Origin of the sequence: Psychrobacter sp. van23A, from assembly GCF_030845275.1 — a bacterium.
GTDB lineage: Bacteria > Pseudomonadota > Gammaproteobacteria > Pseudomonadales > Moraxellaceae > Psychrobacter > Psychrobacter faecalis.
On record NZ_CP132595.1, the window covers coordinates 2,743,839 to 2,763,067 of the forward strand.

Here is a 19,229-nt window from a genome sequence, read left to right on the forward strand (position 1 = left end):
AAATTGAAATAATAAACCTTAAAAATACGCTTAGAGATTTACCAACCTAATGCTGTTTTTTGCATATCGATCAGCTCAGCGATACCTTTTTCGGCAAGGATAAGCATAGCGTCTGCTTGTGCGCGGGTAAAAGGTTTTTCTTCTGCCGTACCCTGTAGTTCGATAAACTCACCTTTTTGGGTCATTACCACGTTTAAATCGGTATCACAGCTGGCGTCTTCTTCGTAGTTTAAGTCCAAATACGCTTCGCCATCTTTCATACCAACCGATACCGCAGCGACCAAACCAATTAACGGATCAGCTTTTAGTTTTTTGGCTTTTTGTAGGCTCTCTAATGCATCGATAAGGGCAATCGCCGCGCCCGTCACACTGGCGGTACGCGTGCCGCCATCCGCTTGTAATACATCACAATCAAGATAGATGGTATTTTCGCCAAGTTTACCCAAATCAATCATCGCTCGTAAGCTGCGACCGATCAAACGCTGGATTTCTTGCGTGCGCCCTGACTGTTTACCGCGAGCCGCTTCGCGCTGATTACGAGTATTGGTCGCACGCGGTAGCATGCCGTATTCGGCAGTAACCCAGCCTTTGCCTTTACCTTTGAGCCAGCGCGGTACGCCCGTCTCCACGCTCGCGGTGCATAGTACTTTGGTATCGCCAAAGCTGACCAATACTGAACCTTCAGCATGCTTCGTGTAATGGCGCTCAAAGCTGATCGAGCGAAGTTGGTTAAGCTCACGGTTATCAATACGCATAAAATTTCCTAGTACGATGTTATAAAATCAAAGTGATAAAGCGTTATAAAATAATAGGGTCGTCGCGACGTCAACAGCTATGTTGGCAGACGAAAAGATGACGTTATCCTAACGTGGCAGCGGCGCAATAGCAAGAATCACCAAGCTATTACGCCGCTACTTTCGCAAGATTTAGTGCTAAAAGTTTGATGCCAAAAGTTTAGTGTTAAAGGTCTGCTGCCAACCTTATTCTAACCCTTCCATCTTACGCAATTCTTTACGCAGGATTTTACCGACGTTTGATTTTGGTAATTCATCCACGAACTGAATATGACGCGGACGCTTATAACCAGTTAATTGCTTTTTGCCAAAATCAATCAGCTCTTGCTCGGTTACCTCGCCTTTTTTGACTACAAACAGCTTAGGATCTTCGCCGCGCTCATCGTTAGGAATGCCGATAACGCCGCATTCTACCACATTCGGATGCTCACTCATGGCTTCTTCGATTTCATTTGGATAGACGTTAAAGCCTGACACCAAAATCATATCTTTTTTGCGATCAACGATTTTGATAAAGCCTTTTTCGTCCATGATACCGATATCGCCCGTTTTCAAAAAACCTTTGGCGGTAAAGGTTTCAGCCGTTTCTTGTGGGCGGTTTTGATAACCAATCATCACCTGTGGCCCTTTGACACAGATTTCGCCGCGGTCGCCGAGTGCAACTTCATTTTCATCATCATCGATTAAAATAATGTCGGTGCTAGAAGCAGGAATACCAATTTTACCGGTAAATTCAGAGATGGTCATCGGGTTAAAGGCCACTACTGGTGAGGTTTCCGACAAACCGTACCCTTCAACGATGGGCAAGCCAGTGATTTTATGCCACTCTTTTGCCACGCTTGGCAAGACCGACATACCGCCGCCAATCGAGGCTTTCAGATTAGAGAAATCTAAATCAGCAAAACCTTCTTTATGCACCAAACCGTTAAATAAGGTATTTACCGCCGGGATAAATGCCGGTTTATATTTCGCCATCTCTTTAATCAAGCCATCCAAATCACGCGGATTTGGAATCAGCAAGCCAGCATAACCTTGATACATGCCGTACATACCGCAAACCATAAACGAGAACACATGGTATAGCGGCAGCGCGGTCAAAATCACGTCATCGGCATCGACATCGTCGTTGAAGGCGCTATTCATTAAGACACTGATTTGGAGCATGTTGGCGACTAAGTTGCCGTGTGACAGCATCGCGCCTTTGGCAACACCGGTGGTACCGCCGGTATATTGTAATAAAGCGACATCGCTTAAGTTTAAATCAGGACGCTTATATTTACTCGCAGAGACAGCATTTAACGCGTGTTTGAAGCTCGTGCTACCGGGCAAGCGGTAAGCCGGAATCATTTTTTTCACGTGGCGCGCAACAAGATTGACGACGGTGCCTTTGACCAAACCAAGCATATCGCCCAATTTACAGACGATAACGTGCTGCACTTGACCTTTGTCTTCGGCTTCTTGGTAAGTTTTGGCAAAATTCTCAACGATAAATAACGCTTTGGCACCGCTATCGTTTAGCTGATGCGACAACTCGCGACTGGTATATAGCGGGTTAACGTTGACCAAAATCATGCCAGCGCGGATGATACCGAGCATCACAATAGGATACTGCAAGATGTTGGGCATCATAACGGCAACTTTGTCACCTTTGACCAATCCTAATGACTGCAAATAACTGGCGATTTGGCGGCTGTATAAATCTAATTGCTTAAAGGTGATTGATGAACCCATGCAAATATAAGCAGGTTTTTGCCCATAACGGCTAAAATTACGTTCGAACACTTCCAGTAAAGACGTATTGTCTTCTGGCATATCGATGGTTGCATTGATGCCATAGCGCTCATACGCGCCTAACCACGGACTGTCGCTATCTATCGTCGGCATGGTAGGAAAGGTATTTTCAACCATTGATTGACTATCTGCCGCAGCGTTATGGTTTTTGGCTTCTTTATTGGTACTGTCCGTCATAATCTTCCCTAAATATTACTGTTAGTAAGTTGCTATCAAAATTTATTAAATAGAATCACCGTGGTTTACAATCACTGAGTTATAAAAGCAAAAACTTGTGAATAAGAAGTCTTATGACATAAGAAACTGCTTATTCAAGAGAATTTGTCATTCACAAACTTTTAAGTTAAAAATCTCGAGACATATAGAGCATGTCTAAGGGTATTTATGACGATAATATTCTACATTTATCGTCAAATACACCTGTTAAATAGAGTATTTATGGGCAAGAACTATAGCAGTTTTGCGCCCAGTTCTCTATGAATACTAGCAAACCCTTATAGAAAAACAAAAAAGATGATAAGGTCATTTGCATAAGACCTTATCATCTTTCACCATTCGCCTATCAAATATCAAGATATTTTTATCAATGCTCAGTATTGATAAAGCGCTATAAAAAGCCCGCTAAATTTGGTATTAGGTTATTTATTATATGAAACGGTTTAAGCGTGTTTCTTTTCTTCTAGGGCGCGTAAGTCTTTATGTAAAATCTTACCGACGTTAGACTTTGGCAGCTCGTCGATAAATTCAACATAACGAGGACGCTTATAACCGGTGAGGTTTTCTTTGGCATAAGCAAGCACTTCCTCTTCGGTCAGGCTACTATCACTACGCACAACAAAAATCTTCGGCACTTCGCCGCTTTTTTCATCGTCGATACCGATAACGCCGCATTCCAAAATCTTTGGATGACCAGACATCACATCTTCTACTTCGTTTGGATAAACGTTAAAGCCTGAGACCAAAATCATATTCTTTTTGCGATCGACAATCTTAAAGTAACCTTCTTCATTCATCACGCCGATATCGCCGGTACGGAAATAGCCATCCGCCGTCATGACCTCAGCCGTCGCGTCTTCGCGTTTCCAGTAGCCCTTCATAACCTGCGGACCACGAACACAGATTTCGCCGCGCTCACCAATTGGCAACTCATTACCTTCTTCGTCCAAAATGGCCATGTCAGTCGCTGGCATCGGTAGACCGATATTTCCTGAGAACTCGCCGGTACCTTGCGGGTTTGCCGACGCGACAGGAGATGTCTCTGATAAGCCATAACCTTGGACGATAATATTGCCGGTTATTTTTTCCCACTTAGCCGCGGTGTCTTTTAATACTGCCATGCCGCCGCCCATCGACATCTCAAGCTTGCTATGGTCCAATGCTTGAAAGGCTTCGCTGTTGGCAAGCGCGTTAAACAGCGTGTTGACCGCTGGGAAAAACGCCGGTGGATAGTCCTTATAAGCCTTGATTAAGCTTGCGCCATCACGTGGATTTGGTACCAATAAGCCGATACAACCTCTATATAAACCGTACATACCGCAAACGGTAAATGAGAAAATATGATACAGCGGCAAGGCGGTCATAATGACCGGCTGCTCGTTACGCTCTTGGAACTTATCAAACGCATCGCCAAGATAAGTATCACATTGAATAAGGTTGGCGACCAAGTTGCCGTGCGTCAGCATCGCGCCCTTGGCAACACCTGTGGTTCCACCTGTATATTGTAGGACCGCCACGTCATCAAGACCGATATTGGTTGGGCGTTTATAGTTTTTGACAGACAATTTATTAAGTGCTTTTTTAAAGTTTACGCTACCGTTAACCTTATAATCAGGCACCAGTTTTTTGACATGGCGCACGACTGCATTCACGATAAAGCCTTTTAACGGGCTCATCAAATCGCCCATCGAGGTAATGACGACGTGATCAACCAAGTCTTTACCGATGTCTTGATAGGTTTTGGCAAAGTTTTCTAGGATGAATAGCACTTTGGTATCAGAGTCTTTTAACTGATGCTCAAGCTCTTTGGTGGTATAAAGTGGATTGACATTGACCAAGGTCATGCCAGCGCGTAACACCCCTAATACAGCAACCGGTAGCTGCAAGATATTGGGCATCATAACCGCTACTTTATCGCCTTTTTGTAAACCAAGCGACTGTAGATACGCGGCAATTTGTTTGCTATAACGGTCTAAATCTTCATAAGAAAGTGTCACATCCATGCACACAAAAGCGGTACGACCTGCATGGGTAACGAAATTCTGTTCGAGGATATCGATCAAAGAAGTGTTGGCGGGCGGCATATCAATATCGTATTGGATGCCAAGTTTTTCGTAAGTTTTTACCCACGGTTTGTCATCGCGACGAATTACGTTACCTTGATTTTCCATAATCTTACTGCTCCTAATAATAGTGTGCTGGTATCAATCCATCCATAATCGAAAAGGTCAAACATATCTAACATCGCCGTACAACCAACCATTGATATAACGTAAGTAATGGCGGCGGCTGACGATATAAAATATGGCGAAGGATCAACAATATAGCGGTAAATAGCCCTTTGTTGATTAACATACACACTTTATACAAACTACTCAATACAAAAGATTGAAACTTGAGTTCTTAAACTTACTTGACGATATCTATCTTTATTAATATCAGTGACTTAAATACTAAAATTGGCTATAATTACGACTATTTATATAATAAACTTTTATTTGTTATTAAGAAATTTATCAGTTTTTTCACTATTTTCCACCATTTCTAAAATTATAAAACCGGCACATTTTTACTTTGCTCAACACTTCATTCTCAATATTTGATATTAAAGCTGTTATATCAAGCGCGTCACGACCTGTCGTCTATTCTGACTTATCCCTTTTTAATTTTGCCAATATCCTTTACGATAGCACTATCTTATTTTTCCCTATTTTATCGATATAAACTGATTGAAAACCTCTTTTAAGAATCAAAAGCGAACCCTATTTTATGTCCGATGTTATTGATCATACGATTGACCCTATTATTCCTAATGAACCGATGGATACCCGCTCCGTGGCGGAATTCACCGAGCAAGCCTATCTCAACTACGCCATGTACGTCATCATGGATCGCGCATTGCCCAATATCGCTGACGGTCTAAAACCTGTGCAGCGCCGTATCGTTTATGCGATGAGCGAGCTTGGGCTAAAATCGTCTGCCAAAGCCAAAAAATCCGCACGTACGGTCGGTGACGTGCTGGGTAAATACCACCCTCATGGCGATATCGCTTGTTATGAAGCGATGGTGCTGATGGCGCAGCCGTTTAGTTATCGCTATCCGCTGATTACAGGTCAAGGCAACTGGGGTAGCCCTGATGATCCCAAATCCTTTGCTGCCATGCGTTATACCGAAGCTAAAATGTCGGCTTATGCCAATACCTTGCTTGCCGAGCTTGGTCAAGGCACGGTCGATTGGCAAGATAACTTCGATGGCACCATGCAAGAGCCGGTCACCCTGCCCGCGCGCCTACCCAATATTTTATTGAATGGTACGACGGGTATCGCCGTCGGTATGGCGACCGATATTCCGCCGCATAACCTTAATGAAGTGGTACGGGCGGCAATTCGTTTGCTTAAAAATCCTGATTTATCGGTGAAGCAATTGACCCAATCGATACCCGCACCGGATTTGCCAACGCCTGCTGAAATCATCACCAGTAAAAAAGACTTGCAGGCAATGTATGAAAGCGGTCGCGGCAGTTATAAAATGCGCGCCACTTTCCATATTGACCCAAAAGAGAAGAATTTAGTCATCATCGACGCGCTTCCCTATCAAGTGTCAGGCAATAAAATTCAAGAGCAAATCGCTAAACTCATGATGGATAAAAAGTTGCCATGGGTAACGGATATCCATGACGAATCAGACCACGAAAACGCTTGCCGTATCGTACTTGAACTACGTTCATCGCGCGTCGATGTTGAGCGTGTCATGAGTCATTTATTTGCCAGTACTGACCTTGAGAGTAATTACCGCGTCAACATGAATATGATTGGCTTAAATGGTAAGCCGCAGGTCAAAAACCTCAAAGAAATCCTTGAAGAATGGCTTGTCTGTCGCCGCTCCGTGGTCACCCGCCGTCTGCAATATCGCCTCGATAAAATTGATAAACGCTTACATATCCTCGCAGGCTTGCTGATTGCTTATCTCAATATCGATGAAGTCATTCGTATCATTCGTGAAGAAGACGATCCAAAATTATCATTGATGCAAGGCTATGATCTGACTGAAATCCAAGCCAATGCTATCTTAGATATTCGTCTGCGCCAGCTGGCAAGACTAGAAGAGATTGAGCTGCGCCGCGAGCAAGATGAACTGGCTGCCGAACGTGCCATCATTCAAGAATACTTGGACAATCCAGACAGCCTGACCAATCTGATGATTGATGAGCTTAGCGCCGACATGAAGGAACACGGCAACGAGCGCGTATCGCAATTGGCAGAACGCGAAGAAGCGCAAGCGTTAAAAGAGTCTGACCTCGTACCAAGCGAGCCTGTCACTGCCATCCTATCGAAAGCGGGCTGGATTCGCGCTGCCAAAGGTCATGACGTCGATGCTGCCGGCATGACTTATCGCTCAGGTGATAGCTATCAAGCGCATGTACGTGCTAAATCCAATGAGAGAATCTACGTGCTCGACAGCACTGGGCGCAGCTATAGTATCGACGCCCATAGCCTCGCATCGGCTCGTGGTCAAGGCGATCCGCTGACCAGCGTACTCAAACCGCCAGCGGGCGCCAGTTTTGAGCAGCTATTAACGGGAGATAATAACCAACGCATCATCCTCGCAAGTTCAGCAGGTTATGGTTTTATCAACACCGTTGGCAATCTCGATAGCAATCAAAAAGCGGGTAAAAACATCATCAACCTAGCAACTGATAGCCGCTTGCTACCTGTTGCGCAGATTGATGCTAATGCAGAAGCTAATGGCGATAATAGTGAAGCGGTAACAGCCACACCTGACCATCTCGCTGTCGTGACCAATGCGGGCTATCTATTGATATTTGCCCTTGATGATTTGCCTGAACAGGCACGTGGTAAGGGTAATAAGCTGATCAAATTAAAAGACGGTGAAGAAGTACTTGCCATCACGCCACTCAGTCAGCAAGACAGCTTAATCATCACTGCTGGCAAACGCCATGTGACGCTAAAGCCTAATGATTTGGCTAATTATACGGGCACTCGCGGTAATCGCGGTGGACAGTTGCCAAGAGGCTTTCAGAATGTGACGAGTGTTGAGATTGGGTAGTTTATGGTTCTTTAGTAAGAAAAATACTTTATCGTATAAACTTTATTGGAAAAAATCTTATGAATTCAGAAAATATTAACTTTTTAGAAAGTACTTTTAATTCTGAAACAAAAGAAGCTCTTGAGAGATTTTCAAGATTAGCAAACAAGTCGACTCTTGCTGGACATCCATTAGACGAAGAAAGGTGGTTTCGGTTCTTATATTTAGTCCATAAAACTCATAAACAAATTGACGTTGAATTAGTTATTAGGTCTTTAAAAGATTTAGGTTGGTCTGATGATGACGCATATAGACTTGGCCTACAATTCGAATTCGCTCAAAGCCTTTTATCGTTTGTCAATGAGTAACTTATCGATAAGAGTGATGATACTCATAGATGTACTTTATGGGTTTTTAGCTTTTACAATCTAACAAGTTGAGTGTTAGTAGGGTGCGTTCCACGCACCGATAAGATTAATAAAGTATGGAAATAGTGCGCTGGACGCACCCTACATTTAAAATTATTCAGCAAGTTCCAACGACTTTCTATACTTGCTTTGAATACCTATACAGTCGGTTTTTAAATATAAAGGATACTCATGTTTATTGTAGATAAGGCGGCGCCAGCCAATATCAATCAGGCGTTACCAGTGCCGAAAGTAATATTTTTTGACATTGATGACACGCTCAGCCGTAATGGCATCATCGCTACGCACAACCAAGCGACGCTTGAGGCGCTGGCCAAAACTGATATTAAATTGGTGATTTCGACCGGACGCTCTAAAGCGATATTGCCAGCGGATATTTTAGCCTTGCTCGAAGCGGATGTCTTAGATGCCATTATTTGTATGAATGGACAATATAGTTTTGATAATAAAGGCTTGATTAGCCATTATCCATTGTCTGCTGAGCAAGCGGACAAAATTGTGCAGTTATGCCAAACCAGTCAGCTGATTCATAAGTTTGACTCGGCGACCCACATTGCTTGGTCAGGCGAAAACGAGCGTTTGCGTGATTTTAATGCCAAAACGCCCAACTCTATCGTGGATCCACTCTATTATCAATCAAACCCCGTTTATCAATGCTCAGTGTTTTTTAACAATCAATTCGATAAAATGCAAGATATCGACTTTGCACAGGACGATTTAAAACTGGTACATTGGCATCATATCGGCGCAGATATCCTGCCCGCCAATGCTTCTAAAGCGCGCGGTATCAAAGACGTCTGTCGCTATTATGGCGTAGATGCAACCGAATGCATGGCGTTTGGCGATGGCATGAATGACTTAGAGATGTTTGATTTGGTCGGCTATGCAGTAGCGATGGGCGATGCCCAGCCTGCGTTGATTGAGCGCGCGGATTTTGTCACGGGTACGATTGAAGAGCGTGGCATCCAGTCGGTACTCAAGCAATTTCATATAGCGTCTTGATAAATAGTTTATAAAAACCGCTATTTATATAAGGCGTGTCCTCATTTTTAAAAGAAGAGCACGTCCTAGCAGAATTTAACGACGCTATTTAACGACGCTTAGCCATCAAACCATAAAGCCAGCTACCGACTTTATAAAATCCGACGATGATTAAAATAATTACCAACGCTGCGAGCACATAAGCCAGCCAATTTGGTACGTGGCTTAACCAGCCAATGGTAAATGCCAAACCCAGATAAGTTTCAACTGGCCAATTCAGAATTGAGGTTGGCGAGCCCGAATTAAATATAATCATAAAACCTATAATGCCAATTAAAGCCATCACTATCCCAGCGCGTACACGATTATTCATTGTCTTCCTCTTTTAATTCAATCAAATTGGGTAAAATTGTCTTATTTTTATTGTTTAAAGTCTCATGCGGTAACTATAGTGGCATAAAACGCGCCTATCATGTCGCCTTTTTGATTACGACGCTATGGTAAATCTGTTTATTCTATAAAAGGCTATTGTTAAATCAAGCATAATACAAAGCGGCATTTGTCATCATTTATGATCATTTGGCATATTATTTTTAATCGCCTTAGCTGTAACGATACTAGCAAAAACGCTATGCACGATTGCCCTTTAAATTATGCGCAATCATAGCCATAATGGTTTACATAGCTGTAAATTTAGCATCGCGCCTGTTTTACGGGTTTTCTTGCTTTGCACCATTCTTATTTTAGGAGAGATATTTTGACTCATTTATCATCGTCGCGCGCTGCCGCTCGTAGCGCTCGCATGCTTCCAAAAGCCTTATTAGCCGTGGCGGTTGGGCTCGCACTTGTGAGCTGTAGTAAATCAGATAACGCCGCTACCGATGGCGCTGCGACCAGTGCAGAAACGTTAAACCTGTATAACTGGTCGGAATATATGCCGCAAGAAATTCTTGATGGTTTTACCAAAGAGACTGGCATTCGAGTCAATTACACTACTTTTGATTCTAACGAAGCTATGTACGCTAAGCTTAAATTGCTTGATGATTCTAGCCAATACGATTTAGCGATTCCATCGACGTATTATGTGGAAAAAATGGCCAAAGAAGGACTGCTACAAGAGCTTGATAAATCCAAATTAAGCAACTTTAAAAATCTTGATACCTCCTTTACCAATACCAAGGTTGATCCAGAAAACAAATACTCGATTCCTTATATGTGGGGCAGCACCGGTCTTGCCATCAATGGCGAAGCGGTCGATCCTGCAACCGTAAATAGCTGGAATGACTTATGGCGTCCTGAGTATAAAGGTCAAGTGATGCTGATGAATGACATGCGCGAAGTGTTTGGCATGGCGCTCTTAACCTTGGGCTATTCAGGTAATAGTAAAAACCCTGAAGAAATCAAAGCCGCTTACGAGAAGCTAACGACCTTGATGCCAAATGTAAAAACCTTTAACTCGGATGCTTCACGCATGCCGTATATGGAAGGGGAAACCACGGTTGGTATGAGCTGGAATGGTGAAGCCATCATCGCCAATAACGAAGGCTTGACCAGCTTGGTGTATAAATACCCAACTGAAGGGGCTATTCTTTGGATGGACAACTTTGTTATTCCAAAAAATGCCAAACAGGTGGATGCGGCGCACAAATTTATCGACTACTTACTGCGTCCTGAGAACTCTAAAATCGTCAGCGAAGAGATTGGTTACGCATCACCGAATATGGCCGCGCGTGAGCTGATGCCAGAAGAGGTGCGCAACAATCCAACCATTTATCCAAGCAAAGAGGTGCTAGCAAAAGCGGAGTTTCAAGAAGATGTCGGTGATGAAGCGTTGCAAGTGTATCAGCAGTATTGGGATAAGCTTAAAACGGGGCGTTAATTCTGTAAATTAATACGCATTTATTGATTGCTGTTTTAGATACCTATTATCTATCCAAAAAACGCTGCCTTTATTAAGTCAGCGTTTTTTATTTGTCTTTTCTTTTATTTGTCTTTTATTTATAAGTGCAAATCGGTTTCGCTACCTTTATGTTCAATACGGCGCTGCTCGCGGCGCTGATAGCGCAACCCAGAGGCAGCAAACCACTGCGGCTTGGTGGTTTGCAATAATTCACTAAGCCGCTGTAACTGTACTTGCAGCGTTTGGGTGAGCCAAAAATAACCTTGCCATTCAAAGCCTAAGTTTTCCACACTTGGATATTCTGATACCGCGATACGGGTAATCGGGCGAAACACTTCATCATTTGGACTACGTAATACTGCCGCCATATGCTGCATCGCTTGGGTTAATTCGTGCTGATAATGAATCAGTAAAATATGGTTTTCATCGTCAATCTCGATGTTTGCCAAGCGCGGCGCGGCACTTAATAATAAATCAATCGTACCAATAATATTGCGATGGGTACGCTGAATGGTCTCTAGCGTTTCTTTTTCAATCCCAGATTCGCTCGCTGTGGCGGCGATATGCGGACGTACGGCAAGCAGGCGCTTATTGATCTTTTGCAGCGCTTTGACCAAGGCTTTATTCACTGGTGTATCTGGTACAGAGGGGTTTTTTGGGTAAATAATACTGGCTGAACTGGTCGCCTTACTATATTTAAAGGGTTTTGGTACTAAAATCTCGGCATCAATATGATTGCCCACTCCAGCGTATAAATTACCGCAGGTTTCAAGGTTACTGGCCAATAAAAACCGCCACATTAGCGTTGATTTCAGCGGTAAAATCAAGGTCGCAGCGACCGCAACCCCTGCGCCAAGTAAGATATTAATTGCGCGATACAGACCGTCTTGGGTGATATTGCTATGGTCGGGGCTTGAGACAATCATCAGCATGGTAATGCCCGTTAGCAGCCCGATATAACCCAACTGCTTAACCGCCACGTAGCCAATAATACCGCTGATAATACCAATTAGCCCGTAATATAACCATAGCCAGCCACCGGTATCTTGAATCAACCATAAAAAGCTCAGCCCGACCACCACACCTAATAAAGTGCCGAGTATGCGCTCTTTGGCCTTGGTATAAATCGCCCCTTGATACTGCAACAAACCCAATATCACAAACACGGTGATGGTCGTCCATTCACCATGCGGTAAGTGGGTAAACTCATTTAACAACAGGGCAATAAGCACGGCCACGCCCAAACGTATGGCATGCAAAACATCGGCATGCTGATAGCGGGCGTAAGGCTCTACAAACGGCACGGTAAATCGTTGCCAAAAAGTCGGTTTCACGCAGGGCGTCTCTTATAATAAATAAAAAGTGGCTTAAATGATAACTGCTAGCTTAACCATTCATAAAACAATTATCAAAAAAATAACGCCTTTTATCTGTTAAAAGAGAAAAGGCGTTAAAGGTGTAAAGATACTAGCACATAACCAGAAAAATATTGGAAAAGCGTGTTTGGCTATTGATAACTGCCAACAGCTAAATACTAGACTTCTAAAAGCTAGACTTCTAAGAAATCCAAAATACCTTCTGCCGCTTCACGACCTTCCCAAATCGCTGTCACCACCAAATCAGAGCCGCGCACCATATCGCCACCGGCAAATATTCTTGGGTTATTGGTTTGGAATTTAAAGGTTTGTTTTTCGGCGGCGACGACTCGACCTGACGTGTCCATTGTCACTTGCTGACTGGCAAACCAATCGGCCGGGCTAGGACGGAAACCAAAAGCCAGAATAACCGCATCACACGGGATGATTTCTTCTGAGTTAGGAATGGGCTCAGGGTGGCGGCGACCATGACTGTCAGGCGTGCCCAAATGCGTGGTAATCACCTTAACCGCATTCACCTTGCCATTTAAACCAATGATTTTCGTCGGTTGACGATTGAATAAAAACTCAACGCCTTCTTCGCGCGCATTGACCACCTCACGGCGAGAGCCGGGCATATTTTCTTCGTCACGGCGATAAGCGCAAACTACTTGCTGCGCGCCTTGACGCACACTGCTACGGTTACAGTCCATCGCTGTATCACCGCCGCCTAGCACCACCACTTTTTTGCCTTTTAAATCGATATAGTCTGCTGGATTTTTTTCCCAGTCATTGCAGCGATTGACGTTAGCTATCAAATAATCTAGCGCATCGTAGACGCCTTCTAGCTCTTCGCCTGCAAAGCCGCCGCGCATATAAGTATAAGTGCCCATGCCCATAAATACCGCATCGTACTCGCTTAGCAGCTCGTCAATACTGACGTCGCTGCCGATTTCGGTCTCTAAACGGAACTCCATGCCCATGCCTTCAAAAATGACACGGCGATTGCGCATGACATCTTTTTCCATTTTAAACTCTGGAATACCAAAGGTTAATAAACCGCCAATCTCAGGACGCTTATCAAAGATAACAGGTTTGACCCCATTTCTGACTAAGATATCGGCGCAGCCCAGTCCTGCAGGCCCTGCGCCAATAATAGCGACTTTTTTATCCGTCCAAACCACCTCGGACATATCAGGGCGCCAGCCAAGGGCAAAAGCGGTGTCATTGATATACTTCTCAACATTGCCGATGGTGACCGCGCCAAAGCCATCGTTTAGCGTACAAGCGCCTTCACACAAGCGGTCTTGCGGACAGACACGGCCACAAACTTCAGGCAAAGTATTGGTTTGATGACACAATTCTGCTGCCTGAAATATTTGTCCTTCTGCCGCTAATTTAAGCCAGTTGGGAATGTAATTATGTACCGGACATTTCCACTCGCAGTATGGATTGCCGCACTCAAGGCAGCGGTGCGATTGCTGCGCTACTGATTCGCTATCGAACGGCTGATAAATTTCTACAAACTCTGTTGAGCGCGTAACGATGTCTTTTTTGATCGGCTCAAGGCGCGGTACATCTAAAAACTGAAAACTATTTTCTAAGCGTTTTGCCATGGTATTGTCTCTTCTATAGTGGGTAACGACAGCCAATATCTGCAGCCCAAATGAGGCAAATTTACGGATAGAGGTTGTCATTTACCTGTTTAAAACCTATGAATTAAACTGCTTGTAAACCTATTATTGACCAAGCCAATTTATTGTGGGTCAGCCGTCGTGGTTTTAAGCAGGGTCGCAACGTTTGCCGCTTTGGGTTTTACCAAATAGAACTTACGCGCGTAATGCTCAAAGTCCGCTAAGATGGTTTGCCCCCACGCACTGCCCGTTTTTTCAACATGAGTTTCAATCACTTGTTGCAAGTAAATACGATGACCTTCCATTTGCTCGCTTGAGATACGGTTTAAATCAATCAGTTCATGATTACAGCGATCGAAAAAGTCACCATCCATATCGAGGACATAAGCAAAGCCGCCGGTCATGCCTGCGCCGAAATTCAGCCCCGTACGCCCAAGGACGGTAATGATGCCGCCGGTCATATACTCGCAGCAATGGTCGCCCGTGCCTTCGATAACCGCATGAGCGCCCGAATTACGTACGCCGAAACGCTCGCCTGCTGTACCCGCCGCATACAACTTGCCACCGGTAGCGCCATACAGACAAGTGTTGCCGATAATGGCGGTTTCATGCGTGGTAAAGCTTGAATCTTGCGGTGGATAAATGACAATCTCACCGCCCGCCATGCCTTTACCAACATAGTCATTGGCATCGCCTTCTAGCTCAATATGCAAACCGCCCGCATTCCAGACCCCTAAACTTTGACCTGCGGTGCCGTTTAGATGCAGCTTAATGGGTCTATCACTCATGCCAAGGTTGCCCCAGACCTGCGCAATTTCGCCGGAAATACGCGCGCCGATAGAGCGATCACAGTTACCGACGGCGTAGCTATAATCGCCGCCGTTACCTTGACGGATACTTAGCAGCATATCGTTAATCATTTGCTCAGCGAGCAAGCCTTTATCAAATGGCTCATTACGCGCCACCTGACAAGTTTGCGCTTTGCTGCTACTGGCTGGATGACTAAATAATAACGGCGTTAAATCCAAATGCCGCTGCTTATCAGTATTACCTTCTAACACGTCAAGCAAATCGGTACGCCCGACCAGCTCCTCCATACTGCGCACGCCGAGAGCGGCAAGCCATTCGCGCGTTTCGGTGGCGACAAATTTAAAGAAGTTAATCAGCATTTCTGCTTCACCGATGAAATGCTCATCACGTAGCTGGGCTTTTTGGGTGGCAACGCCGGTTGGGCAGTTATTAAGATGGCAAATCCGCAAGTATTTACAGCCAACGGCAATCATCGGCGTGGTGCCAAAACCAAAGCTCTCTGCCCCAAGAATTGCGGCTTTGACCACATCAAGACCCGTTTTTAGACCGCCATCGGTTTGAATACGAACTTTATCACGCAAGCCGTTGACCCGAAGCGATTGATGCGTTTCAGCAAGCCCCAGCTCCCACGGCGAGCCAGCATGATGGATAGATGACAGTGGCGACGCTGCCGTGCCACCATCATAGCCTGAGATGGTAATTAGGTCAGCGTAGGCTTTTGCCACGCCCGTTGCAATGGTGCCAACACCCGGACGTGAGACCAGCTTCACTGACACCAAAGCATCTGGATTGACTTGTTTTAAATCAAAAATTAGCTGCGCCAAATCTTCGATAGAGTAAATATCATGATGCGGCGGCGGCGATATGAGCGTCACCCCCGGTACCGAATAACGCAGGCGAGCGATGAGCGCATTAACCTTACCGCCCGGCAGCTGACCGCCCTCACCCGGTTTTGCTCCTTGAGCAACTTTAATTTGCAGCACTTCTGCCGAACGCAGATACGCCGGTGTGACGCCAAAGCGACCTGAGGCAATTTGCTTAATTTTTGAGTTACGCAAGGTACCATAACGCACCGGATCTTCGCCGCCTTCACCAGAGTTTGAGCGCCCGCCAATAGTATTCATCGCCATGGCAATCGCTTCATGGGCTTCAGGTGACAATGCTCCTAAAGACATACCAGCAGAATCAAAGCGCGATAAAATTTCTGAGATGTCCTCGACGTCATTTACGTCGATTGAATTATCGGTTTTTAATTGTAATAAATCGCGCAAGGTTGCTACGGGACGGCTATTGACCAAATCGGCATAATTGCGATAATTGTCATAATCGCCGGTACGGACTGCGGTATGTAGGCTGTTAATTACGTCAGGATTAAAGGCATGGTACTCTTTATTAAAGACAAATTTTAATAAACCACCTTGGTCAAGTGGCGCACGGCGTTTAAAAGCATTGGCCGCCAATTGTGCTTGATCGGCAGCTAAATCGGCAAAGGTTGCGCCTTTAATACGACTTTGCACACCTTTAAAGCATAAGCTTACCACTTCTTCAGAAAGCCCCACCGCTTCAAATAATTGCGCGCCGCGGTAAGAGACAATGGTAGAGATACCCATTTTTGATAAGATTTTTAGCAGCCCTTTATCCAAGCCTTTACGGAAATTGACCCGCGCTTGAATCGGATCGCCAAGCAGCTCACCCGTCGCCACCAAATCATCGATGACGTCATAGGCCAGATATGGATAGACACAAGTCGCGCCAAAGCCAATCAATACCGCCACTTGATGTGAATCGCGCGCCAGACCAGTCTCGACGATTAAATTGGCATCGGTACGAATACCTTGCGCAATTAAATAATGATGCACCGCACCAGTGACCATAATGGCGTTGGCAGGTAGTTTGTCGGCTGCGATATTCTTATCAGACAAGACAATTAAAGTAAAACCCGCACGAATGCTATTTGCTACTTGCTCACAGATGGCTTTAATAGCGGCTGCTAGCTCAAGATTGGTATCGTAGTTTAAGTCGATACGCGCCATTTGAAACGCTGGATCAGCCAAGGTTTCGAGCTGCTGCATTTTACTGGCCGATAAAACCGGTGACGATAAGATAATACGATGCGCGTCGCGTGCTGACGGCGCAAATACATTGGTTTCAGCACCAAGACACGTCTGTAGCGACATCACAATTGACTCACGCAACGGGTCTATCGGTGGATTGGTCACCTGCGCAAACTGCTGGCGGAAAAAGTCGCCGACATGACGAATTTGCTGAGATAGCACCGCCATCGGCGTATCATCGCCCATCGAGCCGACTGGCTCTTGCGCATTTTCGGCATTAGGACGGATAATTTCGGTGCGCTCTTCATTGGTGATATGATACATTTTTTGCAATGCTTTTAGCGGCTCACCGCGGCAAGCTTGGGCGGCTAATTCTTCTTCTAAGCGCTCATCATCGCGGATGCGGGTTGCTTCTTCGCGCAGCCATTTACGATATGGATGCGCTTTTTTGAGTAACGTCGCAATCGCTTTAGTATCCATGATTTGACCGGTCATGGTATCGATAACTAACATCTGACCGGGCCCAACGCGCCCTTTAGCAAGCACATCTTTTGGCGCATAATCCCAAACGCCGACTTCTGAGGCCACCGTGATATAGCCATTTTTGGTGGTGACCCAACGCGACGGACGCAGACCATTACGGTCGAGCATACATACCGCATAGCGACCGTCTTGAATCACTAGTCCTGCTGGGCCATCCCACGCCTCCATATGCTGCGAGTAAAATTCATAAAACGCCCGCAAGTCCATATCCATGCTGTCGACATTTTGCCAAGCGGGCGGTACCAGAATTGACATCGAGTGGAATAAACTCATACCGCCCGACATCAGCACCTCTAGCATATTATCTAAGCTCGATGAATCCGAACCCGTACTATTCACCAGTGGCGTCAATTCACTTAAATTGGGCAATTTATCAGACTTTAATTTTGGCGTGCGCGCTTCAGACCAGCTACGGTTGCCTGTGATGGTATTAAGCTCGCCATTATGCGCCAGATAGCGAAACGGCTGCGCCAGTGGCCAGCGCGGCAAGGTATTGGTTGAAAAACGCTGATGGAAGACCACGATATGCGAGGCCAAACGCGTATCTTGTAAGTCTAAAAAGAACGCTGGCAGATCTGATGGCATGACCAAACCTTTATAGATAATGGTCTGACAGTTTAAGGAACAAACATAAAATAGCTCGTCATCAACCAAGCGTTGTTCAGCTTTTTTACGCGCGACAAATAATTTGCGGTTAAAGTCATCGGCTGCTATCTCGTCTGGTGCATTGACAAATATCTGCTGAAAACCAGGTAATGTCTGACGCCCAATCTCACCAACGATACTTAAATCAAGCGGCACATCGCGCCAGCCCGCCACTGCTAACCCTTGGGCGGCAATCTCTTCATTAAGCACCTGCTGACTATACTGCGCTTTTGTCTCATCCAAACTGACAAACACCATGCCAACGGCAAAATCAGCAGTCAGGGTAAAGCCTTGCTCAGCGGCTATATCGCTAAAAAATACCGTCGGCGTTGCCAGCAATAAACCGCAGCCATCGCCAGTCTTACCATCAGCTGCAACACCGCCGCGATGGGTCATACAACTTAGACTATGAATAGCTGTTTTTACCAAATCGTGACTGGCTTGGCCCTCGATATGAGCTATCAAACCAAAGCCGCAATTATCAGAGAAGTCATCTGGCGCCGCCAAATGCGTAGAGGAAGAAATCATTGACATAGCTTGTCCTTTTGAGTGAGCGGACGGCCTATACTTTCAATATGAAGTAGCAACCAAACTCCGCGGGCAGAACGGGCTAAATATATTCACGTAAGCGGATTAATAAAGCGCAAGCGGAGAAAATAATGCAAGCGTTTTGAGGGTGATAAGAATACTTATCACGACTCTCTTTATTTTATAACCATCGCAGCTACTGATTTAACGTTAACGCTAAAGCATTTATACCTAAACCCTTATCGGACTCTGCTTACTTTTATGTCTGTTTTAGCGGTTAAAAACTCAATATGAGCGGCGTAAACGTTAATAAAAACGGTGACGCCTTAACTTCTTTAAGAGACAATAAGCAAAGCAGCTGATAAGAAAGTTATGGATAAATTGGCGATGAATAGGTTAAACCGCCGTTAAATATGAATATGAGACGCTCTATATTCAAGCGCCTTAACAATCCCAATCGGGATAAAGTGAGGAGTTGCGCCACTTGCGATAAGCTTAAATAGG

The 19,229-nt window shown here is 45.0% G+C and carries 11 protein-coding genes; 4 read left to right on the forward strand and 7 right to left on the reverse strand.

Annotated elements, in window-relative coordinates; translation table 11 throughout:
- Positions 1-38: 38 nt before the first annotated feature.
- The 3 genes from rph to RAH45_RS11710 all read right to left on the reverse strand — a co-directional run bounded on the left by rph (position 39) and on the right by RAH45_RS11710 (position 4,972).
- Complete coding sequence (rph, locus tag RAH45_RS11700) at positions 39-755, reverse strand: ribonuclease PH (RefSeq protein ID WP_198328718.1); 717 nt, start codon at positions 753-755, stop codon at positions 39-41.
- A gap of 225 nt (positions 756-980) precedes the next feature.
- Positions 981-2,702 carry an AMP-binding protein gene (locus tag RAH45_RS11705; RefSeq protein ID WP_369811293.1) on the reverse strand — a complete coding sequence of 574 codons (1,722 nt, stop codon included), beginning with the start codon at positions 2,700-2,702 and terminating at the stop codon, positions 981-983.
- Positions 2,703-3,244: 542 nt separating this feature from the next.
- Entirely contained in the window at positions 3,245-4,972 is a 1,728-nt protein-coding gene (locus tag RAH45_RS11710; protein WP_191690247.1) for an AMP-binding protein, read from the reverse strand.
- 598 nt (positions 4,973-5,570) lie between these two features.
- Here RAH45_RS11710 and parC point away from each other — a divergent pair.
- From parC to RAH45_RS11725, 3 genes are all read left to right on the forward strand, one after another.
- Entirely contained in the window at positions 5,571-7,868 is a 2,298-nt protein-coding gene (gene parC / locus RAH45_RS11715; RefSeq protein WP_306495289.1) for a DNA topoisomerase IV subunit A, read from the forward strand.
- 59 nt (positions 7,869-7,927) lie between these two features.
- Positions 7,928-8,215 carry a hypothetical protein gene (locus tag RAH45_RS11720; protein WP_193032070.1) on the forward strand — a complete coding sequence of 96 codons (288 nt, stop codon included), beginning with the start codon at positions 7,928-7,930 and terminating at the stop codon, positions 8,213-8,215.
- A 231-nt stretch (positions 8,216-8,446) separates the two neighbouring features.
- Entirely contained in the window at positions 8,447-9,277 is an 831-nt protein-coding gene (locus RAH45_RS11725; protein ID WP_068405113.1) for a Cof-type HAD-IIB family hydrolase, read from the forward strand.
- 88 nt (positions 9,278-9,365) lie between these two features.
- Here RAH45_RS11725 and RAH45_RS11730 read toward each other — a convergent pair whose 3' ends face one another.
- On the reverse strand, positions 9,366-9,629 hold the full coding sequence (locus RAH45_RS11730; protein ID WP_068405111.1) for a hypothetical protein: 264 nt from the start codon (positions 9,627-9,629) through the stop codon (positions 9,366-9,368).
- Between the two features lie 384 nt (positions 9,630-10,013).
- On the opposite strand from RAH45_RS11730, the gene RAH45_RS11735 reads away from it, so the two are divergent.
- Entirely contained in the window at positions 10,014-11,135 is a 1,122-nt protein-coding gene (locus tag RAH45_RS11735) for an ABC transporter substrate-binding protein (RefSeq protein WP_068405109.1), read from the forward strand.
- 119 nt (positions 11,136-11,254) lie between these two features.
- On the opposite strand, the gene RAH45_RS11740 is transcribed toward RAH45_RS11735, so the two are convergent.
- The 3 genes from RAH45_RS11740 to gltB all read right to left on the reverse strand — a co-directional run bounded on the left by RAH45_RS11740 (position 11,255) and on the right by gltB (position 18,731).
- On the reverse strand, positions 11,255-12,490 hold the full coding sequence (locus tag RAH45_RS11740; protein WP_198328720.1) for an FUSC family protein: 1,236 nt from the start codon (positions 12,488-12,490) through the stop codon (positions 11,255-11,257).
- Positions 12,491-12,705: 215 nt separating this feature from the next.
- A complete protein-coding gene (locus RAH45_RS11745; protein ID WP_306495953.1) occupies positions 12,706-14,127 on the reverse strand; it encodes a glutamate synthase small subunit GltD family protein in 1,422 nt (473 codons plus the stop codon).
- 140 nt (positions 14,128-14,267) lie between these two features.
- The gene (gene gltB / locus RAH45_RS11750; RefSeq protein ID WP_198328721.1) at positions 14,268-18,731 is read right to left on the reverse strand and encodes a glutamate synthase large subunit; all 4,464 of its coding nucleotides are present in this window, start codon (positions 18,729-18,731) and stop codon (positions 14,268-14,270) included.
- Between the last annotated feature and the right edge of the window lie 498 nt (positions 18,732-19,229).

Excerpts from the sequence above, each read along its gene's own strand:
- RAH45_RS11705 (WP_369811293.1), bottom strand. The coding sequence starts at position 2,702 with ATGGTTGAAAATACCTTTCCTACCATGCCGACGATAGATAGCGACAGT.
- parC (WP_306495289.1), top strand. The coding sequence starts at position 5,571 with ATGTCCGATGTTATTGATCATACGATTGACCCTATTATTCCTAATGAA.
- rph (WP_198328718.1), bottom strand. The coding sequence starts at position 755 with ATGCGTATTGATAACCGTGAGCTTAACCAACTTCGCTCGATCAGCTTT.
- RAH45_RS11745 (WP_306495953.1), bottom strand. The coding sequence starts at position 14,127 with ATGGCAAAACGCTTAGAAAATAGTTTTCAGTTTTTAGATGTACCGCGC.
- RAH45_RS11730 (WP_068405111.1), bottom strand. The coding sequence starts at position 9,629 with ATGAATAATCGTGTACGCGCTGGGATAGTGATGGCTTTAATTGGCATT.
- RAH45_RS11725 (WP_068405113.1), top strand. The coding sequence starts at position 8,447 with ATGTTTATTGTAGATAAGGCGGCGCCAGCCAATATCAATCAGGCGTTA.
- RAH45_RS11720 (WP_193032070.1), top strand. The coding sequence starts at position 7,928 with ATGAATTCAGAAAATATTAACTTTTTAGAAAGTACTTTTAATTCTGAA.
- RAH45_RS11710 (WP_191690247.1), bottom strand. The coding sequence starts at position 4,972 with ATGGAAAATCAAGGTAACGTAATTCGTCGCGATGACAAACCGTGGGTA.
- gltB (WP_198328721.1), bottom strand. The coding sequence starts at position 18,731 with ATGTCAATGATTTCTTCCTCTACGCATTTGGCGGCGCCAGATGACTTC.